16 protein-coding genes are annotated in these 18,406 nt (G+C 42.8%); 13 read left to right on the top strand and 3 right to left on the bottom strand.

What is annotated here, in order from left to right; all coding sequences use genetic code 11:
• The first annotated feature begins 226 nt into the window (after positions 1 to 226).
• Positions 227 to 1,564: a cyclic-di-GMP-binding transcriptional regulator VpsR gene (vpsR, locus tag JCM16456_RS12650; RefSeq protein ID WP_068714878.1), complete on the top strand. Its 1,338-nt coding sequence runs from the start codon at positions 227 to 229 to the stop codon at positions 1,562 to 1,564.
• Between the two features lie 452 nt (positions 1,565 to 2,016).
• Positions 2,017 to 2,271 (top strand): hypothetical protein, encoded by a 255-nt coding sequence (locus tag JCM16456_RS12645; RefSeq protein WP_068714876.1) that lies wholly within the window; start codon positions 2,017 to 2,019, stop codon positions 2,269 to 2,271.
• Positions 2,272 to 2,335: 64 nt separating this feature from the next.
• On the opposite strand, the gene JCM16456_RS12640 is transcribed toward JCM16456_RS12645, so the two are convergent.
• Positions 2,336 to 3,370, bottom strand: coding sequence for an NADP(H)-dependent aldo-keto reductase (locus tag JCM16456_RS12640; RefSeq protein ID WP_068714874.1), 1,035 nt, complete (start codon positions 3,368 to 3,370; stop codon positions 2,336 to 2,338).
• A 302-nt stretch (positions 3,371 to 3,672) separates the two neighbouring features.
• On the opposite strand from JCM16456_RS12640, the gene JCM16456_RS12635 reads away from it, so the two are divergent.
• Positions 3,673 to 3,981, top strand: coding sequence for a DUF6482 family protein (locus tag JCM16456_RS12635; protein WP_156430526.1), 309 nt, complete (start codon positions 3,673 to 3,675; stop codon positions 3,979 to 3,981).
• A 122-nt stretch (positions 3,982 to 4,103) separates the two neighbouring features.
• Here the strand turns inward: JCM16456_RS12635 and mutH are convergent, their stop codons facing one another.
• Positions 4,104 to 4,769, bottom strand: a complete 666-nt coding sequence (mutH, locus tag JCM16456_RS12630; protein ID WP_068714870.1) for a DNA mismatch repair endonuclease MutH — start codon at positions 4,767 to 4,769, stop codon at positions 4,104 to 4,106.
• Positions 4,770 to 5,414: 645 nt separating this feature from the next.
• Here mutH and rppH point away from each other — a divergent pair.
• From rppH to JCM16456_RS12595, 7 genes are all read left to right on the top strand, one after another.
• Complete coding sequence (gene rppH, locus JCM16456_RS12625; protein ID WP_068714868.1) at positions 5,415 to 5,933, top strand: RNA pyrophosphohydrolase; 519 nt, start codon at positions 5,415 to 5,417, stop codon at positions 5,931 to 5,933.
• Positions 5,934 to 5,942: 9 nt separating this feature from the next.
• Complete coding sequence (ptsP, locus tag JCM16456_RS12620; protein ID WP_068714866.1) at positions 5,943 to 8,186, top strand: phosphoenolpyruvate--protein phosphotransferase; 2,244 nt, start codon at positions 5,943 to 5,945, stop codon at positions 8,184 to 8,186.
• A gap of 9 nt (positions 8,187 to 8,195) precedes the next feature.
• Positions 8,196 to 8,990: a sulfite exporter TauE/SafE family protein gene (locus JCM16456_RS12615; protein ID WP_068714864.1), complete on the top strand. Its 795-nt coding sequence runs from the start codon at positions 8,196 to 8,198 to the stop codon at positions 8,988 to 8,990.
• A gap of 33 nt (positions 8,991 to 9,023) precedes the next feature.
• Entirely contained in the window at positions 9,024 to 9,845 is an 822-nt protein-coding gene (gene lgt / locus JCM16456_RS12610; RefSeq protein WP_068714862.1) for a prolipoprotein diacylglyceryl transferase, read from the top strand.
• Between the two features lie 2 nt (positions 9,846 to 9,847).
• Positions 9,848 to 10,699 carry a thymidylate synthase gene (locus JCM16456_RS12605; RefSeq protein ID WP_068714860.1) on the top strand — a complete coding sequence of 284 codons (852 nt, stop codon included), beginning with the start codon at positions 9,848 to 9,850 and terminating at the stop codon, positions 10,697 to 10,699.
• A 165-nt stretch (positions 10,700 to 10,864) separates the two neighbouring features.
• On the top strand, positions 10,865 to 11,755 hold the full coding sequence (gene nhaR, locus JCM16456_RS12600) for a transcriptional activator NhaR (RefSeq protein WP_068714858.1): 891 nt from the start codon (positions 10,865 to 10,867) through the stop codon (positions 11,753 to 11,755).
• A gap of 257 nt (positions 11,756 to 12,012) precedes the next feature.
• Entirely contained in the window at positions 12,013 to 12,312 is a 300-nt protein-coding gene (locus JCM16456_RS12595; RefSeq protein WP_068714856.1) for an ArsR/SmtB family transcription factor, read from the top strand.
• A 94-nt stretch (positions 12,313 to 12,406) separates the two neighbouring features.
• Here the strand turns inward: JCM16456_RS12595 and rpsT are convergent, their stop codons facing one another.
• Complete coding sequence (gene rpsT, locus JCM16456_RS12590) at positions 12,407 to 12,667, bottom strand: 30S ribosomal protein S20 (protein ID WP_068714854.1); 261 nt, start codon at positions 12,665 to 12,667, stop codon at positions 12,407 to 12,409.
• 259 nt (positions 12,668 to 12,926) lie between these two features.
• On the opposite strand from rpsT, the gene murJ reads away from it, so the two are divergent.
• From murJ to ileS, 3 genes are all read left to right on the top strand, one after another.
• Positions 12,927 to 14,489, top strand: coding sequence for a murein biosynthesis integral membrane protein MurJ (gene murJ, locus JCM16456_RS12585; protein WP_068716072.1), 1,563 nt, complete (start codon positions 12,927 to 12,929; stop codon positions 14,487 to 14,489).
• Between the two features lie 70 nt (positions 14,490 to 14,559).
• Entirely contained in the window at positions 14,560 to 15,495 is a 936-nt protein-coding gene (gene ribF / locus JCM16456_RS12580; protein WP_068714851.1) for a bifunctional riboflavin kinase/FAD synthetase, read from the top strand.
• 62 nt (positions 15,496 to 15,557) lie between these two features.
• Complete coding sequence (gene ileS, locus JCM16456_RS12575) at positions 15,558 to 18,401, top strand: isoleucine--tRNA ligase (protein WP_068714849.1); 2,844 nt, start codon at positions 15,558 to 15,560, stop codon at positions 18,399 to 18,401.
• Positions 18,402 to 18,406 lie beyond the last annotated feature (5 nt).

Below are 18,406 nucleotides of genomic sequence, written 5' to 3'. Positions count from 1 at the left end.
TTGCAAAAGCCGCCTAGTTTAGGCGGCTTTTTTTGTCTCTGGTGTTTTCTCGAGTTCAGTCTCAAATTAGTTCAAACGATTGGCTTCCTGAGTGGAAAACAAGGCTAATCACTACTAGTCTTAAATATGAGACAGATTAATCGGGAAAGTCTCGTTATTGTATCGATATAGAGATTTAGTGCCAAAATTGACACAACCATTTTAAGTTTAGAAAAGGAACGGTTACATGGGGACACAATTTCGAATGGATTCAGCGCCGGGATCATTAATCCTCGTTGGAGGGACATATGAACCGTGGTTGTCTGTATTAGAGCAAGCAGGTTGGAACTGTAAACTGTGTTCTGACTTGCGTAAAGCAGATTCTTTGTTTAATGAGACCGGCCCCTGTATTGGTATTGTTGATTTGAGCCAGGATGAGTTTAGTCTCAATGGTATTGCTAACTTGGTTAGCAGCCATAAGCAGGTACGTTGGTTGGCCTTCATTCGTGAAGCGCAATTAGGATCTGATACTATTTGCCAATTCATTGTGAACTTCTGTATCGACTTCTTTACTGCTCCGATTCCTGATGCTCAGTTATTGAGTACGATAGGCCACCAATTAGGTATGCTGAAGCTTGAGAAAAAAGTATGGCCAAACTTTGGTTCTGTTGGTGATATGGGGTTGTTAGGGGAGTCGACCGCTGTTAAACGTCTGCGTGATCAAATTAAACGTATTGGTCCAACGGATGTCAGCATCTTAATTTATGGTGAAAGTGGTTCTGGTAAAGAGACGGTTGCTCGCGCAATTCATAAAACATCATCTCGTAACCAAAAGCCGTTTCTGTCGGTTAATTGTCGAGCAATGTCTGAGCAACGTATTGAGCAAGAATTATTTGGTATTGGTAACGATAATGTTGATACCATCTTACCGGTTCAAGCTAATGGCGGAACGATTCTCCTCAATGATATTTTAACGTTGCCAAAACAACAGCAAATTAACCTGCTGCGTTTCTTGCAAGAAGGCATGGTGGAAACCCCTAACGGTACCAAAGAGGTTAATGTTCGTATTTTGGCGGCGAATTCGTCTGATATTGAAAAGGCATTAATCGATGGCGATTTTAATGACGAGCTGTATCACTACATCAATGTATTGCGAATCAATGTCCCGAGCTTAAAAGAGCGTGCCGCTGATATTGCGCCATTGGCGACACATTTCTTACAAGTGTACTCAAAAGAGTACAATGCTCAGGCGCGTAGTTTCTCAGAAGATGCTGTGCGAGCGCTAATGCGATATTACTGGCCAGGTAATATTCGTGAATTAATGAATCAGATTAAACGCGTTGTGTTAATGTCTGATAGCGTTATGCTGCAAGAAGGGGATTTAGACTTACCAAAACGCATTGATGGTAAACGCAGTCTGAAAACCATTCGTGAACGTTCTGAACGTGATGCGCTGCTTTTAGTTCTGGAATCGAATTCAGGACAGGTTTCATTGGCTGCGAAAGAGCTTGGAATCTCAAGAGCCACCATGTACCGCCTGCTCAACAAACATAATCTTATTTCCGATACGCACTATACATCTTGATCCCTTCGTGAAGAGGGAGGTCGATAGAGCTATCTTCTGAATTATTAATGAAACACAGGTCATATTCTCTTTAATGATCTGTGTTTTTTTGTATTTATTAGCCTAATGAATTGTTTTTTGAATTTGTTCACTTTTTTGGTTGAATAATAATCACTGGAGGTTATCATTTAACCGTGAGCTTAACTCACTGAATTTAAATCTATTTGGACTTTTTTATTTGCTTGGAGGCGCATTATGAAACTTATGAACGTAACTCATATCAATGCGTCTGATCGCCAAAATTTAACCGTGGATCGATTTGATCTCACCGTTAGCGCGAGCAAACCCAAGAAATAAATTGTCCGTATCCTTTAATAGGCTGCGGGAAAGGCAGTCTGTGACGGGATCGATCTATTCTAGTTTCCTACCTGTATTGTCTTTTTCCTCAGCTATCCATTTTGCTGGAGAAAATCATGCAACAATCACTTTACCTTACTTTAGCCGTCTTATTTGTTCGTGCTGATATCAAAAGAGAAGAGCGCCGTTGGCGACGCCAAATTCGCCGTGTGCGTTACGATATTCCTTGGGATAATGCTCATCTACTGAAAGATATTGGTTTAGAACTGGATGGACGTGTTGTTGGTGAATGCACGTTACCTGATGCCATCATCGCTCAACGTCGCGTTCGTCATTTACGTCGGGTGTTAACGTCGCGAATACCGACATAATGTTAAGGGGGAAGGTAATGCTTCCCCCTGATAAGTTTTTGAGTTCTTAGTGTTAAATGACACGCTAAGGGCACGGATTGGAATAAACAGTCGCAATCTCATCGATGCGCTGTAAAAGTTCATCATTAAGAGTAATGTCTAAGCTATCGATATTGGTTTTTAATTGCTCCATTGTGGTAGCACCAATGATGTTTGACCCCACAAAAGGACGCTGGTTAACAAACGCCAGCGCCATTTGTGCCGGGTCGAGACTAAATTCTCTGGCCAAGTTTACATAAGCTTCGGTAGCTTTAATCCCTTGCGGTGTGAAGTAACGTTGAAAGCGCTCAAACAAAGAGCAGCGAGCACCTTGCGGTTTGGCACCATTTAAATATTTACCCGTTAAGATCCCAAATGCCATTGGTGAATAGGCCAGCAGGGGAATGCCCTCGTAATAGCTTATTTCTGATAAACCAATTTCGTAGGTGCGATTGAGTAAGTTATATGGGTTTTGAATCGATACTACTTTAGGTAGATCATGTTTATCTGCAAGACGAAGATAAGACATCAGCCCCCAAGGTGTTTCATTGGAAACCCCGATATAACGCACTTTCCCCATCTTGACGATGTCGTTAAGCGCTTCCAGAGTTTCAATCAAACTCACCGCACTTTTTTCTTCCTGATCCGGGTAGTTCAGTTGACCAAACATATTGGTATTACGTTGTGGCCAATGTACTTGATATAGGTCGATATAGTCTGTTTTCAATCGACGCAAGCTGTCATCAACTGCCTGATGAATGTTGCGATGGTCTAACGCCATATTTTCGCGAATATGGTTAACTCGGCTTGGACCAGAAACTTTGGTAGCCAGAATGATCTTTTCTCGCTTTCCTGATTTTTCTAACCAGTTACCAATAAATTCTTCGGTTTTTCCTTGAGTTTCTGTCTTAGGTGGCACTGGATACATTTCAGCGGTATCAATAAAATTAATACCTCGTTCAAGTGCGTAATCCAACTGCTGAAACGCATCTGCTTGCGTGTTTTGCTCACCATAGGTCATGGTGCCAAGACACAATTTACTGATCTCTAAAGACGAATTAGCCAGTCTAGTGTATTGCATAGCTCTTCCTTGCTTTTAGGGCCGTTATCCTAGTGATTGAGAGTGAAGATAGCGAATCGATTCAAGAGACCTATGTCTTAATCTATGGAGTTATTGCCTCTTTACGCACTCATCAACGACTTTGGATATATGTGTTTCTTAGTAGGTTGTTCTGAGACACCTTTATAGACTGTACGCTGTCCTGGATAAAACGTCGATAGTGTCTTGAAAATACTCGGACTTTCTGAAATAGAGATCACTTTTGATCCCCACCCCTTTTTATGACGTAGAAGCCACTACACACTAGTTCAATCAAGGGGGATATGATGGATCAAAACCAATTCCATCAATGGATACACCATACGAGCCAAGAACATCAGCCTAGAGTATTTGTATTGGGCGGTGCCGATTTATCACAATATTCTATTGCAGTGGAATATCGACATACAATGGAGCCCCTACGCAATGAAAAAGGGGTGATACATTTTCAGTCACTTGATAAAGCGAAAAATCATCTCAGGCAGCAGGGTGTTAGTCATGCTTATTTGCGGCTCTTTACCCCCTATGAAGAGTGTGGAGCTCCTGGAGGGCAGCGCTATAGCGATATGGAATTACCCTTAACTGACTTTTGAAATCGGTGGCCTGTCGTCTTTGATGCTTAATGTGCCCGAGTAACCTCAAGTTCTTAATGCTACTTCTTGAGGTATTTGGGTACACCTTTAGCTTTGTCTCTACGTTCTTTTACTGCGATTTTTCAAACATAGTTTCTCTGCAAAATCCGAGCGGTAAATTGAGTGCGCAGATAAAATCCGCGAGGTAGAGTCCGAATCGGTTTTCCTGTCGCACCATAGGCTTCGGTGAGTACTTTTCCATTCGCGGCTTTAGGGCGAAGTTGTAACACTTCGCCGTGCTTTGCTGTAATTTCAGCAAACTGTCCTAAAACGATCATTTCCATCAGTTCTTCCCAATCGGCTTTAAGCTCCGCTTCTTCTTCTGGAGAGGGGCTCCAAATGAGGGGCATTCCGACTCGACGATCGGGTAAAGGAATATCTCGCTCGCCTTCTACGGGCAGCCACAGCACTCTTGACAGTTTATTACGAACATGGCTTTGCTCCCATGTCAGTCCGTAAACTCCAGTTAAAGGTGCGACACAAACAAAAGTGGTTTCCAAAGGTTGTCCATTATAACCAATAGGGATGCTCTTTAACTCAATCCCCAAATCGGCAAAATCTTGTTGAGGTTTGCTACCAGCCGTTGCCCCTAAGTGCCATTCAAGTAATTGTCCTACCCAGCCTTTATCACGACGAAGATCGTTAGGTACTGTCATGTTGGCTTCTTGCGCTAAATCGGCAAAGCTCATTCCTGCAATGCTTCGTGCTCGCTCAAGCAATTCTTGTTCGGATTTGGGTTCTGGTTTCATTACGATCTTCTCAACAATTGGCGATACTCAAGTTACCTCAAGAAACTGAATCCTTTATTTTGAGGTCATTTGGGGATAAAAGATCCTACACCAAATTCTTTGAGAATAAATGGGATCACAAAGAAAAGTTATCCACAATTAATTAACGGCACTAGGTGATAGAAACAGAGATATGTATAGATAAACAGGGGGTTGAGTAGCAAATTCGAGCAAAAACGGGTTATTTCTAAGAGTCAATATCGAGGTGTGTGTGGATAACCTCAATAATGGTGGATCTTTGTTCGATTTTGTTTTGTGAATGATCCTTTTTTATACTCTCAGTGAGGTAATGTGCTTTTTATTGTTTAACTTGATGTTTTTACTTTAGTTTTTGTCTGGTGGCTCCCTGGCTTGGTAGGATCTTTTTTGTTCTCTTTGATGAGTTTTTAAACGAAAAATCAGCTTCTACACAAACTTATTCACAGAAAACGTGAATAAATGTGCTCTGTATCTCATTCTATTGTTGATAAGTTAACCGGGGCTGAAAAAACACACATTTTTCTCCTTCTCGTACATAAATATCGTGTTTATCACACTAGTTAGTTTGCTCCGGCTGGGGATATGTGGAAAAATCACCATAATTAAGAATTTGCTAGAGGTTTGCCAGTGATAGATGGCGATGGTTACCGACTTAATGTTGGTATCGTGATATGTAACAACCATGGTCAGGTATTCTGGGCGAAACGATACGGGCAGCACTCATGGCAATTCCCTCAAGGTGGAATTGACGACGGTGAAACTCCAGAACAAGCGATGTTTCGAGAGCTTTACGAAGAAGTGGGTCTGACGAAAAAAGATGTGAAAATCATAGCGACAAGTCGGCATTGGTTACGCTATAAATTGCCAAAACGTCTTGTACGTTGGGATTCTCAACCTGTCTGTATTGGACAAAAACAGAAATGGTTTTTACTGCGTCTTGAATGTGAAGAGTCAAAAATCAACATGCAACGCGGTAGTGCCCCTGAATTTGATGGTTGGCGTTGGGTGAGTTACTGGTACCCAGTGCGACAAGTTGTTTCTTTCAAGCGCGATGTTTATCGTCGAGCAATGAAAGAGTTTGCATCGATGGCTATGCCTTTTAAAGAACGAAAAATAAAAGGTAAGCGAAAGAACCGAAGAGGATAGACGAAAGAGATGCTTTCTCAGCTAAGGGACATAGTTGAACAAGTCTCAAAGGTCGAAGATGTGTATTTGGCCTTAGATACTTTTGTAAAGCAAATATGCGAGGCTATGGGTACAGATTGTTGTACTGTCTATCTAGCTAATGAAGAGCAACAACGACTCGAGTTGATGGCCACTCAAGGCTTAAAATTCAAAGGCGATAAAATTCATATCGGTTTTGATGAAGGTTTGGTGGGGTTAGTTAAACGCTCAGCAGAGCCGTTGAACATTGCTGAAGCATCAAAACACCCTAATTTTAAATATTTTAAAGAGTTAGGGGAGGAGGTCTATAACTCCTTCCTTGGCACTCCTATTATCCATCGTAAGCAGGTACTAGGTGTGCTGGTGGTACAACAGAAAAAGCCACGCTTGTTTAGTGAAATGGAAGTCTCCTTCCTTGTCACGTTGGCGGCACAATTGGCAGTCATTGTTACTCATGCTCAAACGCAGGGACAATGGCTCCTGTCGAAGCAGAGAGCAGTGAGCGGTATTGCTGCCTCTTCGGGGGTCGCGATTGGTGAGTTTTGGTGGGATGATACACAGCCCCAATTATCAGAAGTATACCCAGCCTCGACCTTGGATGTGCAACGCGAGCAAGAGTGGCTAACTCTTGCGATTGAAAGTGCGTTAGCTGATTTTCGCAAGATGCGTAAAAAGCTCGACAGTGAGATTCATAAAGAGGCACTGGCGATCTTCGATTTGTTCACTCACTTACTTAATGATCCGATGTTAAGAAAGGATCTTAAGGACCAAGTGCAAAAAGGAGATCGTGCGGATTGGGCTTTACGCCAAGTGGTTGAAGCGTATTCCAACCGATTTGCGCGTATGTCAGATGTCTACTTGCGAGAGAGGGCTCAAGATATTCGTGAGCTGGGGCAGCGCCTGCTCTATTTTCTCTACAACACTGAGCACGATCAGCAAAATATCGAAAAACCCATCATCTTGTTAGTCCGAGAGCTGACTGCATCCCTTTTAGCGACGCTCCCAAAAGATAAACTGCTGGCTGTCGTCTCTTTGGAAGGGGCTGCTAACTCCCATGCAGCTATTTTATCCCGTGCTTTAGGGATTCCTGCCATTGTTGGGGTTAAGCTGAACCTCAAAGAACTTAATGGCAAACGCGGTATTGTTGATGGGTATAGCGGTAAGTTGTTTATTACTCCTAACCGTCAAGTACTGCGTGAGTATAAAGCGTTAGCCAATGAAGAGCGTGAATTGGCCAATATGGTCAACGAAACGGTTTCTGAACCTGCTTTTACCCAAGATGGTCAACGTATCGAGTTATTGCTTAATGCTGGTTTAGCTGGTGAAACATCGGTTGCTGTTAATCAAGGTGTTGATGGTATCGGTTTGTATCGCACCGAAATTTCTTTTCTTATGCAGCATCGCTTTCCTTCAGAAGAGGAGCAGATTCAGCTGTATAAAACGATATTAAGTGCTTATCCAGATAAACGTGTAGTGATGAGGACGCTCGATGTTGGTGGAGATAAACCACTCCCTTATCTACCTATCGAAGAGGACAACCCCTTTTTGGGCTGGCGTGGTATTCGCTTCACGCTAGATCATCCAGATATTTTTCTAATTCAGTTACGCTCAATGTTAAAAGCTGGAGCGGAATATCAAAATTTAGCAATTATGCTGCCGATGATCTCCAATTCCAAAGAGCTTGATGACGCTTTAAGTCTTATTCAGCAAGCTTATCAAGATGCTGCTTTGGTCGATCCTCGTGTGGTGATGCCTCCGGTTGGGATCATGCTGGAAGTTCCATCCATGCTTTATCTGTTGCCGCGCATTGCGAGTAAAATCGATTTTGTCTCGGTCGGCACTAATGATTTGACACAATATTTATTAGCAGTAGATAGAAACAATACTCGTGTATCTGATGTCTATGACTCTATGCATCCTTCCGTTATTATGGCGCTCAATCAAATTAAGCAGATTTGTCATGATAATGGCATTCCTGCTTGTGTTTGTGGTGAGCTAGCAGGTGATCCTATGGGAGCGTTGTTGTTGGCTGGGCTCGGATTTACGTCATTAAGTATGAATACATCCAACGTAGCGAAGATAAAATATTTGCTACGTAATTCAGATCTCAACGATCTGAAAAAACTCGCTCAGCAAGCACTTCTGCACTCTTATGGTAAAGATATTTATAATATGATGCTGGCGCACTTTAACGAGAAAGGTTTTTCTGGCTTTGTTCGCGCTGGCAAAAAATAGGAACAGAATGTGAATATAGAATTGATGGCTCTAATGCTGGTGTTAGGGTCATGTGTCGGGGTGCTCGCCGGTTTGCTGGGGATTGGAGGTGGGCTGGTGGTTGTACCTTCACTGCTGTTTCTACTTCCTTATGCCAACATTTCTTCAAATATTGTCATGCATTTGGCATTGGCAACCTCATTGGCCACTATTATTGTGACCTCCGCTTCTTCTGCATTTAATCACTTTAAGCTAGGTAACGTCGATTTTTACGTTGTTAAATGGCTCATGCCGGGGGTGTTAATTGGCGGTTTTCTTGGTTCTGCGATAGCTGAGTGGATCCCCAGTCAATATCTGCCTAAAGTGTTTGGTGTGATTGTGTTTGGGTTGTCGATACAAATGTATCGTTCGATTCGTATTCATTCCTATCGTGAACTGCCAAATGCTTGGATTACGGCAATATGGGGAAGTGGTATCGGCATTATTTCCAGCTTAGCGGGAATAGGGGGAGGTTCGTTATCGGTCCCATTTCTGAACAAGCATGGTATAGAAATGCGTAAAGCTGTGGGATGCTCGGCAGTGTGCGGTTTTGGTATCGCAATTTCGGGTATGCTGGGGTTTATTCTCCATGGTATCCACGTGGAAGGATTACCTAAATACAGCATTGGCTACGTGTATTTGCCAGCATTAGTGGCAATATCTAGTACGTCAATGCTGACCACAAAGTTTGGGGCTAAACTGGCGGTGCGTTTACCATCCGCTGTATTAAAAAGAGTGTTTTCCCTATTTCTTATGTGCGTTGCATCTACAATGATGATGCAATAACGGATACAGACTAACAAAAAGAGAGCTTCATTTATGTCGCAAGACTATTTTCATTTTCCCAATTTTGATCCTGTGATCTTTTCTATTGGCCCTGTATCGATCCGTTGGTATGGGCTTATGTATTTAGTGGGATTCATGTTCGCTTTATGGCTGGCTAATCGCCGAGCAGATAAGCCTGGAAGTGGTTGGACTCGCGAGCAGGTATCCGACCTATTGTTTGCTGGGTTCTTGGGGGTGGTTATAGGTGGACGAATTGGTTACGTCTTATTCTATAATTTTGGCTTGTTCCTTGATAATCCGTTGTATCTATTTGAAGTATGGACGGGGGGCATGTCTTTCCATGGTGGTTTACTTGGTGTTATCACCGCTATGTTCTGGTATGGGCGCAAGCATAACCGTTCATTCTTCAGCATTGCTGACTTTGTTGCTCCTTTAGTGCCATTTGGCTTGGGTGCTGGACGCATGGGTAATTTCATTAACGGCGAACTCTGGGGACGTCAAACGGATGTGCCATGGGCGATGATTTTCCCTGGTGGTGGTCCTATTCCTCGTCACCCATCACAGCTATACGAGTTCTTCTTAGAAGGCGTTGTAATGTTGATCGTTCTGAATGTCTTTGTGCGCCGATCTCGCCCGCTGGGGTCTGTTTCTGGGCTATTCTTAGTGCTTTATGGTATATTCCGCAGCTTCATCGAATTCTTCCGTCAGCCAGACCCGCAACTTGGACTGTTTGATGGCGTTATCTCCATGGGACAGATTCTCTCAATTCCAATGATAGTTATTGGTATTTGCTTGATTGTTTGGTCATACAAACGTGGTGTATACAAAGATAACACAGCAGAAAATAAGGGTTAAAAGTGAAACAGTATTTGGATCTCTGCCAGCGAATCGTAGAGCAAGGGCAATGGATTGAAAATGAACGAACCGGTAAACGCTGTTTAACGGTTATCAATGCGGATTTGACTTATGATGTCGCAGCGAATCAGTTCCCACTGGTCACTACTCGTAAGAGTTTCTGGAAAGCAGCTGTGGCTGAGTTACTTGGCTACATTCGTGGTTACGATAACGCGGCAGATTTTCGCAAGCTAGGTACCAAAACTTGGGATGCTAATGCGAACTTAAACGACGCATGGTTAAACAACCCGTTTCGTAAAGGCGAAGATGACATGGGACGCGTGTATGGCGTTCAAGGTCGTTCTTGGGCTAAGCCTGATGGCGGACATGTCGACCAATTACGTAAAATCGTTGATGATTTAAAACGTGGGGTTGACGACCGTGGTGAAATCCTCAATTTTTACAACCCAGGTGAATTTCATATGGGTTGCTTGCGCCCATGCATGTACAGTCATCATTTCTCGCTACTTGGTGATACCTTGTACCTAAATAGTACCCAGCGTTCTTGCGATGTTCCGCTAGGACTCAATTTCAATATGGTTCAAGTGTATGCATTCTTAGCGATCATGGCGCAGATAACCGGTAAAAAACCGGGGCAGGCTTACCATAAAATAGTGAATGCCCATATTTATGAGGACCAATTGGAGTTGATGCGTGATGTTCAACTTAAGCGTGAACCATTAGCGGCTCCTCAGTTTAAGATCAATCCGAAAATTCAATCATTAGAAGATTTGGAGACTTGGGTGACATTAGATGACTTTGAAGTAATTGGATATGAATATCACGATCCTATTCAATATCCATTTTCTGTTTAATAAAAAAGCGCCTATGATGGCGCTTTTTTAATATTAATTTAAAATGGTTAAAAATATTCTAAATCACATATTATATTAGAATTTGATTATTTGAGTTTATACTCTGAAATAAGCATAAAAAATGAAGAATATATTGATCGTTATAAAACTTTCGGAATAAATACAATGTCACATCTCAATTATAACCATCTTTACTATTTTTGGATGGTTTGCAAGCAAGGTTCAATTACTAAAGCTGCCGATGCTCTGTTTTTAACGCCCCAAACTGTGACGGGCCAAATAAAAGCATTAGAAGAGCGCATGAATGGAAAACTGACCAAACGTACAGGTCGAAGTATTGAGCCAACCGAATTGGGGCAACTCGTGTTTAAGTATGCAGACCGAATGTTTGGCTTAAGCTATGAGATGATGGATATTGTCAATTACAGTCAACGAGCTAACTTGTTATTTGATGTAGGTGTCGCTGACGCACTCTCCAAACGCCTTGTCAGTAAGATACTGGGGATGACTATACCGATTGAGCAGAAAATTCATCTACGGTGTTTTGAGTCGACGCATGAAATGCTTCTCGAGCAGTTATCGCAGCATAAATTAGATATGATTCTTTCTGATTGCCCTGTTGATTCTAGTCAAAGCCCTGGTTTGTATAGTAAAAAGCTTGGCGAAAGCCGTATGAGCTTTTTTTGCCGTAATTCCGAGTTGATAGGGACGTTCCCCGACTTGTTACAGGACAAGAAATTACTAGTACCAGGTAGTCGCACTGCAATGGGAAGAAAAGTGCGCCAATGGTTTGATCGTCAAGGGTTGCAGCCGAATATCCTTGGTGAGTTTGATGACGCTGCGTTAATGAATGCATTTTCCCTTTATCATCCTGAAACGATTTTTCTAGCACCTTCTTTTTATGCTCAAGAAATAGAAGCGGATATTCCTTTACATAAAATAGAACAAATTGATGAATTAAAAGAAGAATACTACGTGATATTTGCGGAAAGAATGATTCAACATCCTGCGGTAAAAAATGTGTGTGATGCGAATTTTAATAAATTATTCGATTAACCCATTTATTAGAGTGATTAAATGAATTAATATCACATAACCCAGTAATAAATATCATTGTTATCTTAAAAATGATATGTACAGCGCTGGCTTTGTCTCGCTCTAGTGTTCGCAATTTCATAAAAGTTGTTATTTTAGGCTTTCTTAAAATACACCCTGTTTACGTAAGTAAGCCCTATACGTTTTATTCTTAACTTTATGGACATTTGCTGAATGTACTGCGTTTTTGAATAGTTGTCCTATGAGGCTTTTTGCTCATGAACCTACAAGAAATAGAAAAAAATTCCGCTGAAGCAGTTGTTTTGCTTAAAGCGATGGCCAATGAGAGACGTTTGCAGATTTTGTGTATGTTGCATAATCAAGAATTGTCTGTTGGCGAATTGTGTGGTCAGTTGGCGCTCAGTCAATCGGCTCTTTCACAACACCTGGCGTGGTTACGAAGGGATGGTTTGGTAGAAACCCGTAAGGAAGCGCAAACCGTGTATTACACGTTGAGCAGTAATGAAGTGAAGTCACTTATGGAGGTGTTACATCGCCTTTTTTGTGTGACCGAATAGAGCTATAAAATTTTTTATTTTCCTTGGCTGTGTTTAGCCAATAAAAAAACCGGCAAAAGCCGGTTTTTTTTATCACTACATTATCAAATTCTAATTAAAGAGCTTTGATAGCTGCAGAGAAACGAGACTTATGACGTGCAGCTTTATTCTTGTGAATAAGGCCTTTAGTCGCCATGCGGTCTAGGATTGGTGTAACTGCAGCAAATGCAGCAGTTGCAGCTTCTTTGTCGCCAGCAGCGATTGCAGCAACAGTTTTCTTCATGTAAGTGCGCATCATTGAACGGCGGCTAGCGTTGTGCTGACGACGTTTTTCAGATTGGATAGCGCGCTTCTTAGCAGATTTATTATTTGCCAAGGGTCTAACTCCCAAAAACTTTAGTTCGGTGACAATTTAAGGGCCGGAAATATCCCTTATTTGCACTCAAATGTCAAATGATTTGTGCAAAAACCCAGCTAGACCAAACAAGTTTGGATTAAGAAGAGCTTCGCGGTTAAGATGGCGTGGATTCTAACAGTATTTTTTTTCCAATGCTAATACTTATCTAGTCAGGAACTGACATTCTTTACCTGTTAATGATGATAATGTGGTTTTAGCGTATTTTTTCGAGGTAACTGTGAGTAAACGCTTGCTCAAGTCAGGCATGATTGTAAGTGCTATGACGTTGATTTCTCGTGTGCTTGGTCTGGTTCGTGACGTTGTTGTTGCTAACTTGATGGGAGCCGGTGCGAGTGCCGATGTATTTTTCTTTGCAAACAAAATTCCGAACTTTTTACGTCGTTTATTTGCAGAAGGGGCTTTCTCTCAAGCTTTTGTTCCTGTACTCACTGAATATCATGCTTCTGGAGATATGGACAAGACGCGTGAGCTGGTTGCTCGCGCCTCTGGGACGCTTGGTGTTATTGTCACCATAGTAACGTTACTTGGGGTAGTTTTTTCAGGCGTAGTCACTGCGGTGTTTGGCGCTGGTTGGTTTATCGACTGGCTACATGGCGGACCAGCAGCAGAAAAATTTGAGTTGGCGAGCTTTCTGCTAAAAATTACGTTTCCCTATCTGTGGTTTATCACATTTGTCGCTTTATCTGGCGCCATTTTGAATACCATGGGCAAATTTGCAGTCTCTTCCTTTACTCCCGTCTTTCTCAACGTGATGATTATCGCTTGTGCTTGGTTTCTATCACCTCGTTTGGCACAGCCGGAAATAGGTTTGGCGATAGGGGTCTTTTTAGGTGGTCTGGTCCAGTTTTTATTCCAATTACCATTCTTAATCAAAGCTGGTGTACTTTCCCGTCCTAAGTGGGGTTGGCGTGATCCTGGGGTAGTCAAAATTCGCACTTTGATGATTCCTGCTTTATTCGGTGTCTCTGTTAGCCAGATAAACTTGCTGTTTGATACCTTTATTGCCAGTTTCTTACAAACCGGGTCAATCAGTTGGCTTTATTACTCTGATCGTTTGTTAGAGTTCCCTCTTGGTATGTTCGGTATTGCGATTGCTACGGTTATCCTGCCAGCCTTGTCGCGCAAACACGTCGACGCACAACGTTCTGGATTTTCAGAGACAATGGATTGGGGCGTGCGCATGGTGACGCTGCTTGGTATTCCAGCGATGTTGGGACTGATGGTACTGGCTAAGCCGATGATTATGGTACTGTTTATGCGCGGGTCATTTTCCCCTGAAGATGTCCATCAAGCCTCTTTATCACTATTAGCTTATGCGTCAGGATTACTTAACTTTATGTTGATCAAAGTCCTCGCTCCGGGCTATTACTCTCGTCAAGATACGAAAACGCCAGTGCGTTATGGCATTATTGCGATGATCAGTAATATGGTTCTTAATGCCATCTTTGCCTACTTCTTCGGTTACATTGGTTTGGCTATTGCGACTTCTATCTCCGCCTTTATCAATATGGCTCTGCTGTATAGGGGATTACATTTGCAAGGGGTCTATGTCGTGAGTCGTAAGACCCTCTTCTTTATCGCTCGTTTGATTATCTCTGGTGCCTTAATGCTCGTAGCGGTTGACTATGTACTATCAGATATGTCGGTATGGTTAACATGGAATTTAACTCAGCGTGTGATGACATTGATAGGTTTGATTGGTCTTGGAGCCTTGGTTTATGTCGCTGGTGTACTTTTATTAGGTATCCGTTTAAAAGATTTAAAAGCGGCGACAGATTAGTGTCTTTTAGGGTATAATCCGCCAGTTTTACGCCCAAACAACAAGAAAAATAGGTTTTAAACAGGTTCTGATGGAATTCGTTCGCGGTATACATAATATCAAATCACACCACCACGGCTGTGTCTTGACAATAGGTAATTTTGACGGTGTTCACCTTGGTCACCAGCAAGTGCTGCGTCAGGTTTCACAAAAAGCCGAACAACTGGGGTTGGACTCGGTGGTGATGACGTTTGAGCCGCAACCTATGGAATTGTTTGCAAAAGATCGAGCGCCAGCTCGTTTAACACGACTAAGAGATAAGTTTGTTCAATTGAATAAACTTGAGCTCGACCGATTGCTGTGCGTTAACTTTAACTATCGCTTTGCCTCGCTGACGGCAGAAAGCTTCATCCGTGACTTGTTGGTCAAGCAATTGGGTGTTAAGTTTCTGGTTGTAGGTGATGATTTCTGCTTTGGTCGCGAAAGAAAAGGCAATTTCGCTATGCTCCAGCAAGCAGGCCAAGAATATGGCTTTCAAGTCGTTAACACGCAGAGTTTTTGTCTAGAAACATTACGCGTGAGCAGTACTGCTATTCGTGATGCTTTAGCTCACGATGATTTGGCTTCTGCTGCAACTATGCTTGGTCGTCACTACAGTATCAGTGGGCGAGTCTCTCATGGTCGTAAATTAGGTAGAACCATTGGTTTTCCTACGGCGAATATCCCGTTGAAACGCTCTGTTTCTCCGGTATCAGGAGTCTACGTCGTTGAGGTTAAAGGGTTAGGAGACACGACCATCGGTGGGGTGGCCAATATTGGTAATCGCCCGACAGTAAACGGTGTCCGACAGCAGCTTGAGGTGCACTTATTTAACTTCCAAGGCAATTTATATGGCAAACAGTTAGAAGTTGTCCTTTTACATAAATTGCGTAACGAAGAGAAATTTGAGTCTTTTGCTGCATTGAAACAACAAATCGAATTGGATGCTGAGGCAGCAAGGGTGTGGCTGCGTCAGTATAATGGTTGATTGGAATCGTCTACCTTTCAACATAATGTCTAACTTCGCCCAACTAACGGAATTAAGAATCGATGAGTGAGTATAAAGATACCCTGAACTTACCTGAAACAGGGTTTCCGATGCGCGGTAATCTGGCCAATCGTGAGCCAGAAATGCTTCAGCGTTGGTATGAAGAAGATCTTTACGGTGCAATCCGTAAAGCAAAGAAAGGCAAAAAATCTTTCGTATTACACGATGGCCCTCCGTACGCCAACGGTGATATTCACATTGGTCACGCACTGAACAAGATTCTTAAAGACATTATTATTAAATCCAAAACACTTTCTGGTTTTGACGCGCCATATGTACCTGGGTGGGACTGTCATGGTCTACCAATCGAACTGATGGTGGAAAAGAAATTTGGTAAGCCAGGTCAAAAACTGACAGCTGCTGAATTCCGTGAAAAATGTCGTGAATACGCTGCGGGCCAAGTTGAAGGTCAAAAAGAGAGCTTTAAACGTTTAGGTGTTTTAGGTTCTTGGGACAAACCATACCGCACTATGGATTTTGCTACTGAAGCAAACATCATCCGTACGCTAGGAAAAATCGCAAGCAACGGACACTTATTGAAAGGTTTCAAACCTGTTCACTGGTGTACTGACTGTGGTTCTGCTTTGGCTGAAGCTGAAGTAGAGTACAAAGATAAAAAATCACCTTCTATCGATGTTCGCTTTAAAGCGGCTGACGAAGCGGCATTATTAAGCAAATTTGCTTTTGAAGGCGAACAAGGTCAAGGCGATATCTCTATCGTTATCTGGACAACGACTCCTTGGACTCTTCCTGCAAACCGCGCGGTTTGTGTTCGTGAAGATCTAGAGTACGTATTGGTACAAGTTGAAGGTGAGAACGCGGAACGTATTATCGTTGCTGCTGAACTGCTAAAAGATGTGATGGCACGTGCGGAAATCGCTGATTACCGTATTCTGGGCTATGCAAAAGGTGCGGATCTTGAATTACAGCAATTCAATCACCCATTCCTAGCGTTCTCAGTGCCGGCAATTCTTGGCGACCACGTAACAACAGACGCTGGTACTGGTGTGGTTCACACCGCGCCTGGCCATGGTCAAGAAGACTTTGTGGTTGGTCAAAAATACAACTTAGAAGTGGCTAACCCAGTTGGTTCTAACGGCGTTTACCTACCAGATACCGAATTCTTTGCTGGCAAACACGTATTCAAAGCGAACCCTGAAGTGGTTGAGTTATTGAAAGAAAAAGGTGCGTTGCTGCATTACAACGAATTTGAACACAGCTACCCACATTGCTGGCGTCACAAAACACCAATCATCTTCCGAGCTACACCACAATGGTTTGTTTCTATGGACCAAAATGGTTTGCGTAAAAACGCACTAGAATCAATCAAAGGCGTGAAATGGATGCCTGATTGGGGTCAAAGCCGTATCGAAGGTATGATCGAAGGTCGCCCTGAATGGTGTATTTCTCGTCAACGTACTTGGGGCGTGCCAATTGCTCTGTTTGTTCATAAAGAAACGGCAGAACTGCATCCAAATACGCTAGAGCTCATTGAAAAAGTGGCCCTATTGGTTGAAGAAAAAGGCATCCAAGCATGGTGGGATGTAGCCGCTGAAGACCTACTAGGTGCAGACGCTGCAAACTACGAAAAAGTATTGGATACGCTAGACGTATGGTTTGACTCTGGTGTAACTCACTACGCAGTGGTAGATAACCGTGAAGAGTTCAACGGTAACGAACCAGATATGTACCTAGAAGGTTCAGACCAACACCGCGGTTGGTTCCAATCTTCATTGATCACTTCTGTGGCAACTAAAGGTAAAGCACCTTACAAAGAAGTGCTTACTCACGGTTTCGTGGTAGATGGTCAAGGCCGTAAGATGTCAAAATCTATCGGTAACGTTGTTGCGCCAAAAGATGTAACTAACAAACTAGGCGCAGATATCCTACGTCTATGGGTTGCATCAACTGACTACACTGGTGAAGTGGCGGTTTCTGACGAAATCCTAAAACGCAGTGCTGACGCATACCGTCGTATTCGTAACACAGCTCGTTTCTTCTTAGCTAACTTGAACGGTTTCAATCCAGAAACTGACATCGTTCCTGTTGAAGAAATGGTGGCGTTGGATCGTTGGGCTGTGGGGCGTGCTCTAGCAGCACAACAAGAAATCATCAAAGCGTACGACGAATACAACATGCATAACGTTGTACAGCGGTTGATGAACTTCTGTTCTATCGAAATGGGTTCATTCTACCTCGACGTTATTAAAGACCGTCAGTATACCGCGAAAAATGGTGGCCACGCGCAACGCAGCTGTCAAACTGCATTGTTCTTCATCGTGGAAGCATTGGTTCGTTGGATGGCGCCTATCATGTCATTCACAGCAGATGAAATCTGGAACGAGATGCCTGTGAAACAAGCAAACGGTGAAAATCGTGCGAAATACGTGTTCACTGAAGAGTGGTTCGATGGTCTATTCGGTCTGGCTGAAGGCGAAGAGCTAAACAATGACTTCTGGAATGAAATCCAACATGTTCGTGGCGCAGTAAACAAGCTTCTTGAATCTGCACGTAACGAAAAAGTGATTGGTGGTTCTCTACAAGCTGAAGTAACACTATACGCTGACGAAGAGCTTGCTGCTCATTTAACTCGTCTTGAAGACGAGCTTCGTTTCGTACTATTGACTTCTGCAGCACAAGTTAAACCACTTGCAGAGAAGCCTGCTGATGCGCATGAAACTGAAGTGAAAGGTTTGTTTGTTCAAGTAGCGAAAACGGATGCAGAAAAATGTGAGCGTTGCTGGCATCACACTCACGACGTAGGCACGATTAAAGGTCATGAAACTATTTGTGGTCGTTGTGTGTCAAACGTTGAAGGTGATGGCGAAGTACGTAAGTTCGCTTAATAAAA

This window comes from Vibrio tritonius (assembly GCF_001547935.1).
Lineage (GTDB): Bacteria > Pseudomonadota > Gammaproteobacteria > Enterobacterales > Vibrionaceae > Vibrio > Vibrio tritonius.
This window is presented reverse-complemented; position numbering and strand designations above follow the sequence as displayed.

What these genes read in the sequence shown, in the direction of transcription:
- JCM16456_RS12635 (WP_156430526.1), top strand. Translation starts at nt 3,673, where the DNA reads ATGATGGATCAAAACCAATTCCATCAATGGATACACCATACGAGCCAA.
- JCM16456_RS12640 (WP_068714874.1), bottom strand. Translation starts at nt 3,370, where the DNA reads ATGCAATACACTAGACTGGCTAATTCGTCTTTAGAGATCAGTAAATTG.
- JCM16456_RS12595 (WP_068714856.1), top strand. Translation starts at nt 12,013, where the DNA reads ATGAACCTACAAGAAATAGAAAAAAATTCCGCTGAAGCAGTTGTTTTG.
- nhaR (WP_068714858.1), top strand. Translation starts at nt 10,865, where the DNA reads ATGTCACATCTCAATTATAACCATCTTTACTATTTTTGGATGGTTTGC.
- ribF (WP_068714851.1), top strand. Translation starts at nt 14,560, where the DNA reads ATGGAATTCGTTCGCGGTATACATAATATCAAATCACACCACCACGGC.
- ptsP (WP_068714866.1), top strand. Translation starts at nt 5,943, where the DNA reads ATGCTTTCTCAGCTAAGGGACATAGTTGAACAAGTCTCAAAGGTCGAA.
- mutH (WP_068714870.1), bottom strand. Translation starts at nt 4,769, where the DNA reads ATGAAACCAGAACCCAAATCCGAACAAGAATTGCTTGAGCGAGCACGA.
- JCM16456_RS12645 (WP_068714876.1), top strand. Translation starts at nt 2,017, where the DNA reads ATGCAACAATCACTTTACCTTACTTTAGCCGTCTTATTTGTTCGTGCT.
- ileS (WP_068714849.1), top strand. Translation starts at nt 15,558, where the DNA reads ATGAGTGAGTATAAAGATACCCTGAACTTACCTGAAACAGGGTTTCCG.
- vpsR (WP_068714878.1), top strand. Translation starts at nt 227, where the DNA reads ATGGGGACACAATTTCGAATGGATTCAGCGCCGGGATCATTAATCCTC.
- lgt (WP_068714862.1), top strand. Translation starts at nt 9,024, where the DNA reads ATGTCGCAAGACTATTTTCATTTTCCCAATTTTGATCCTGTGATCTTT.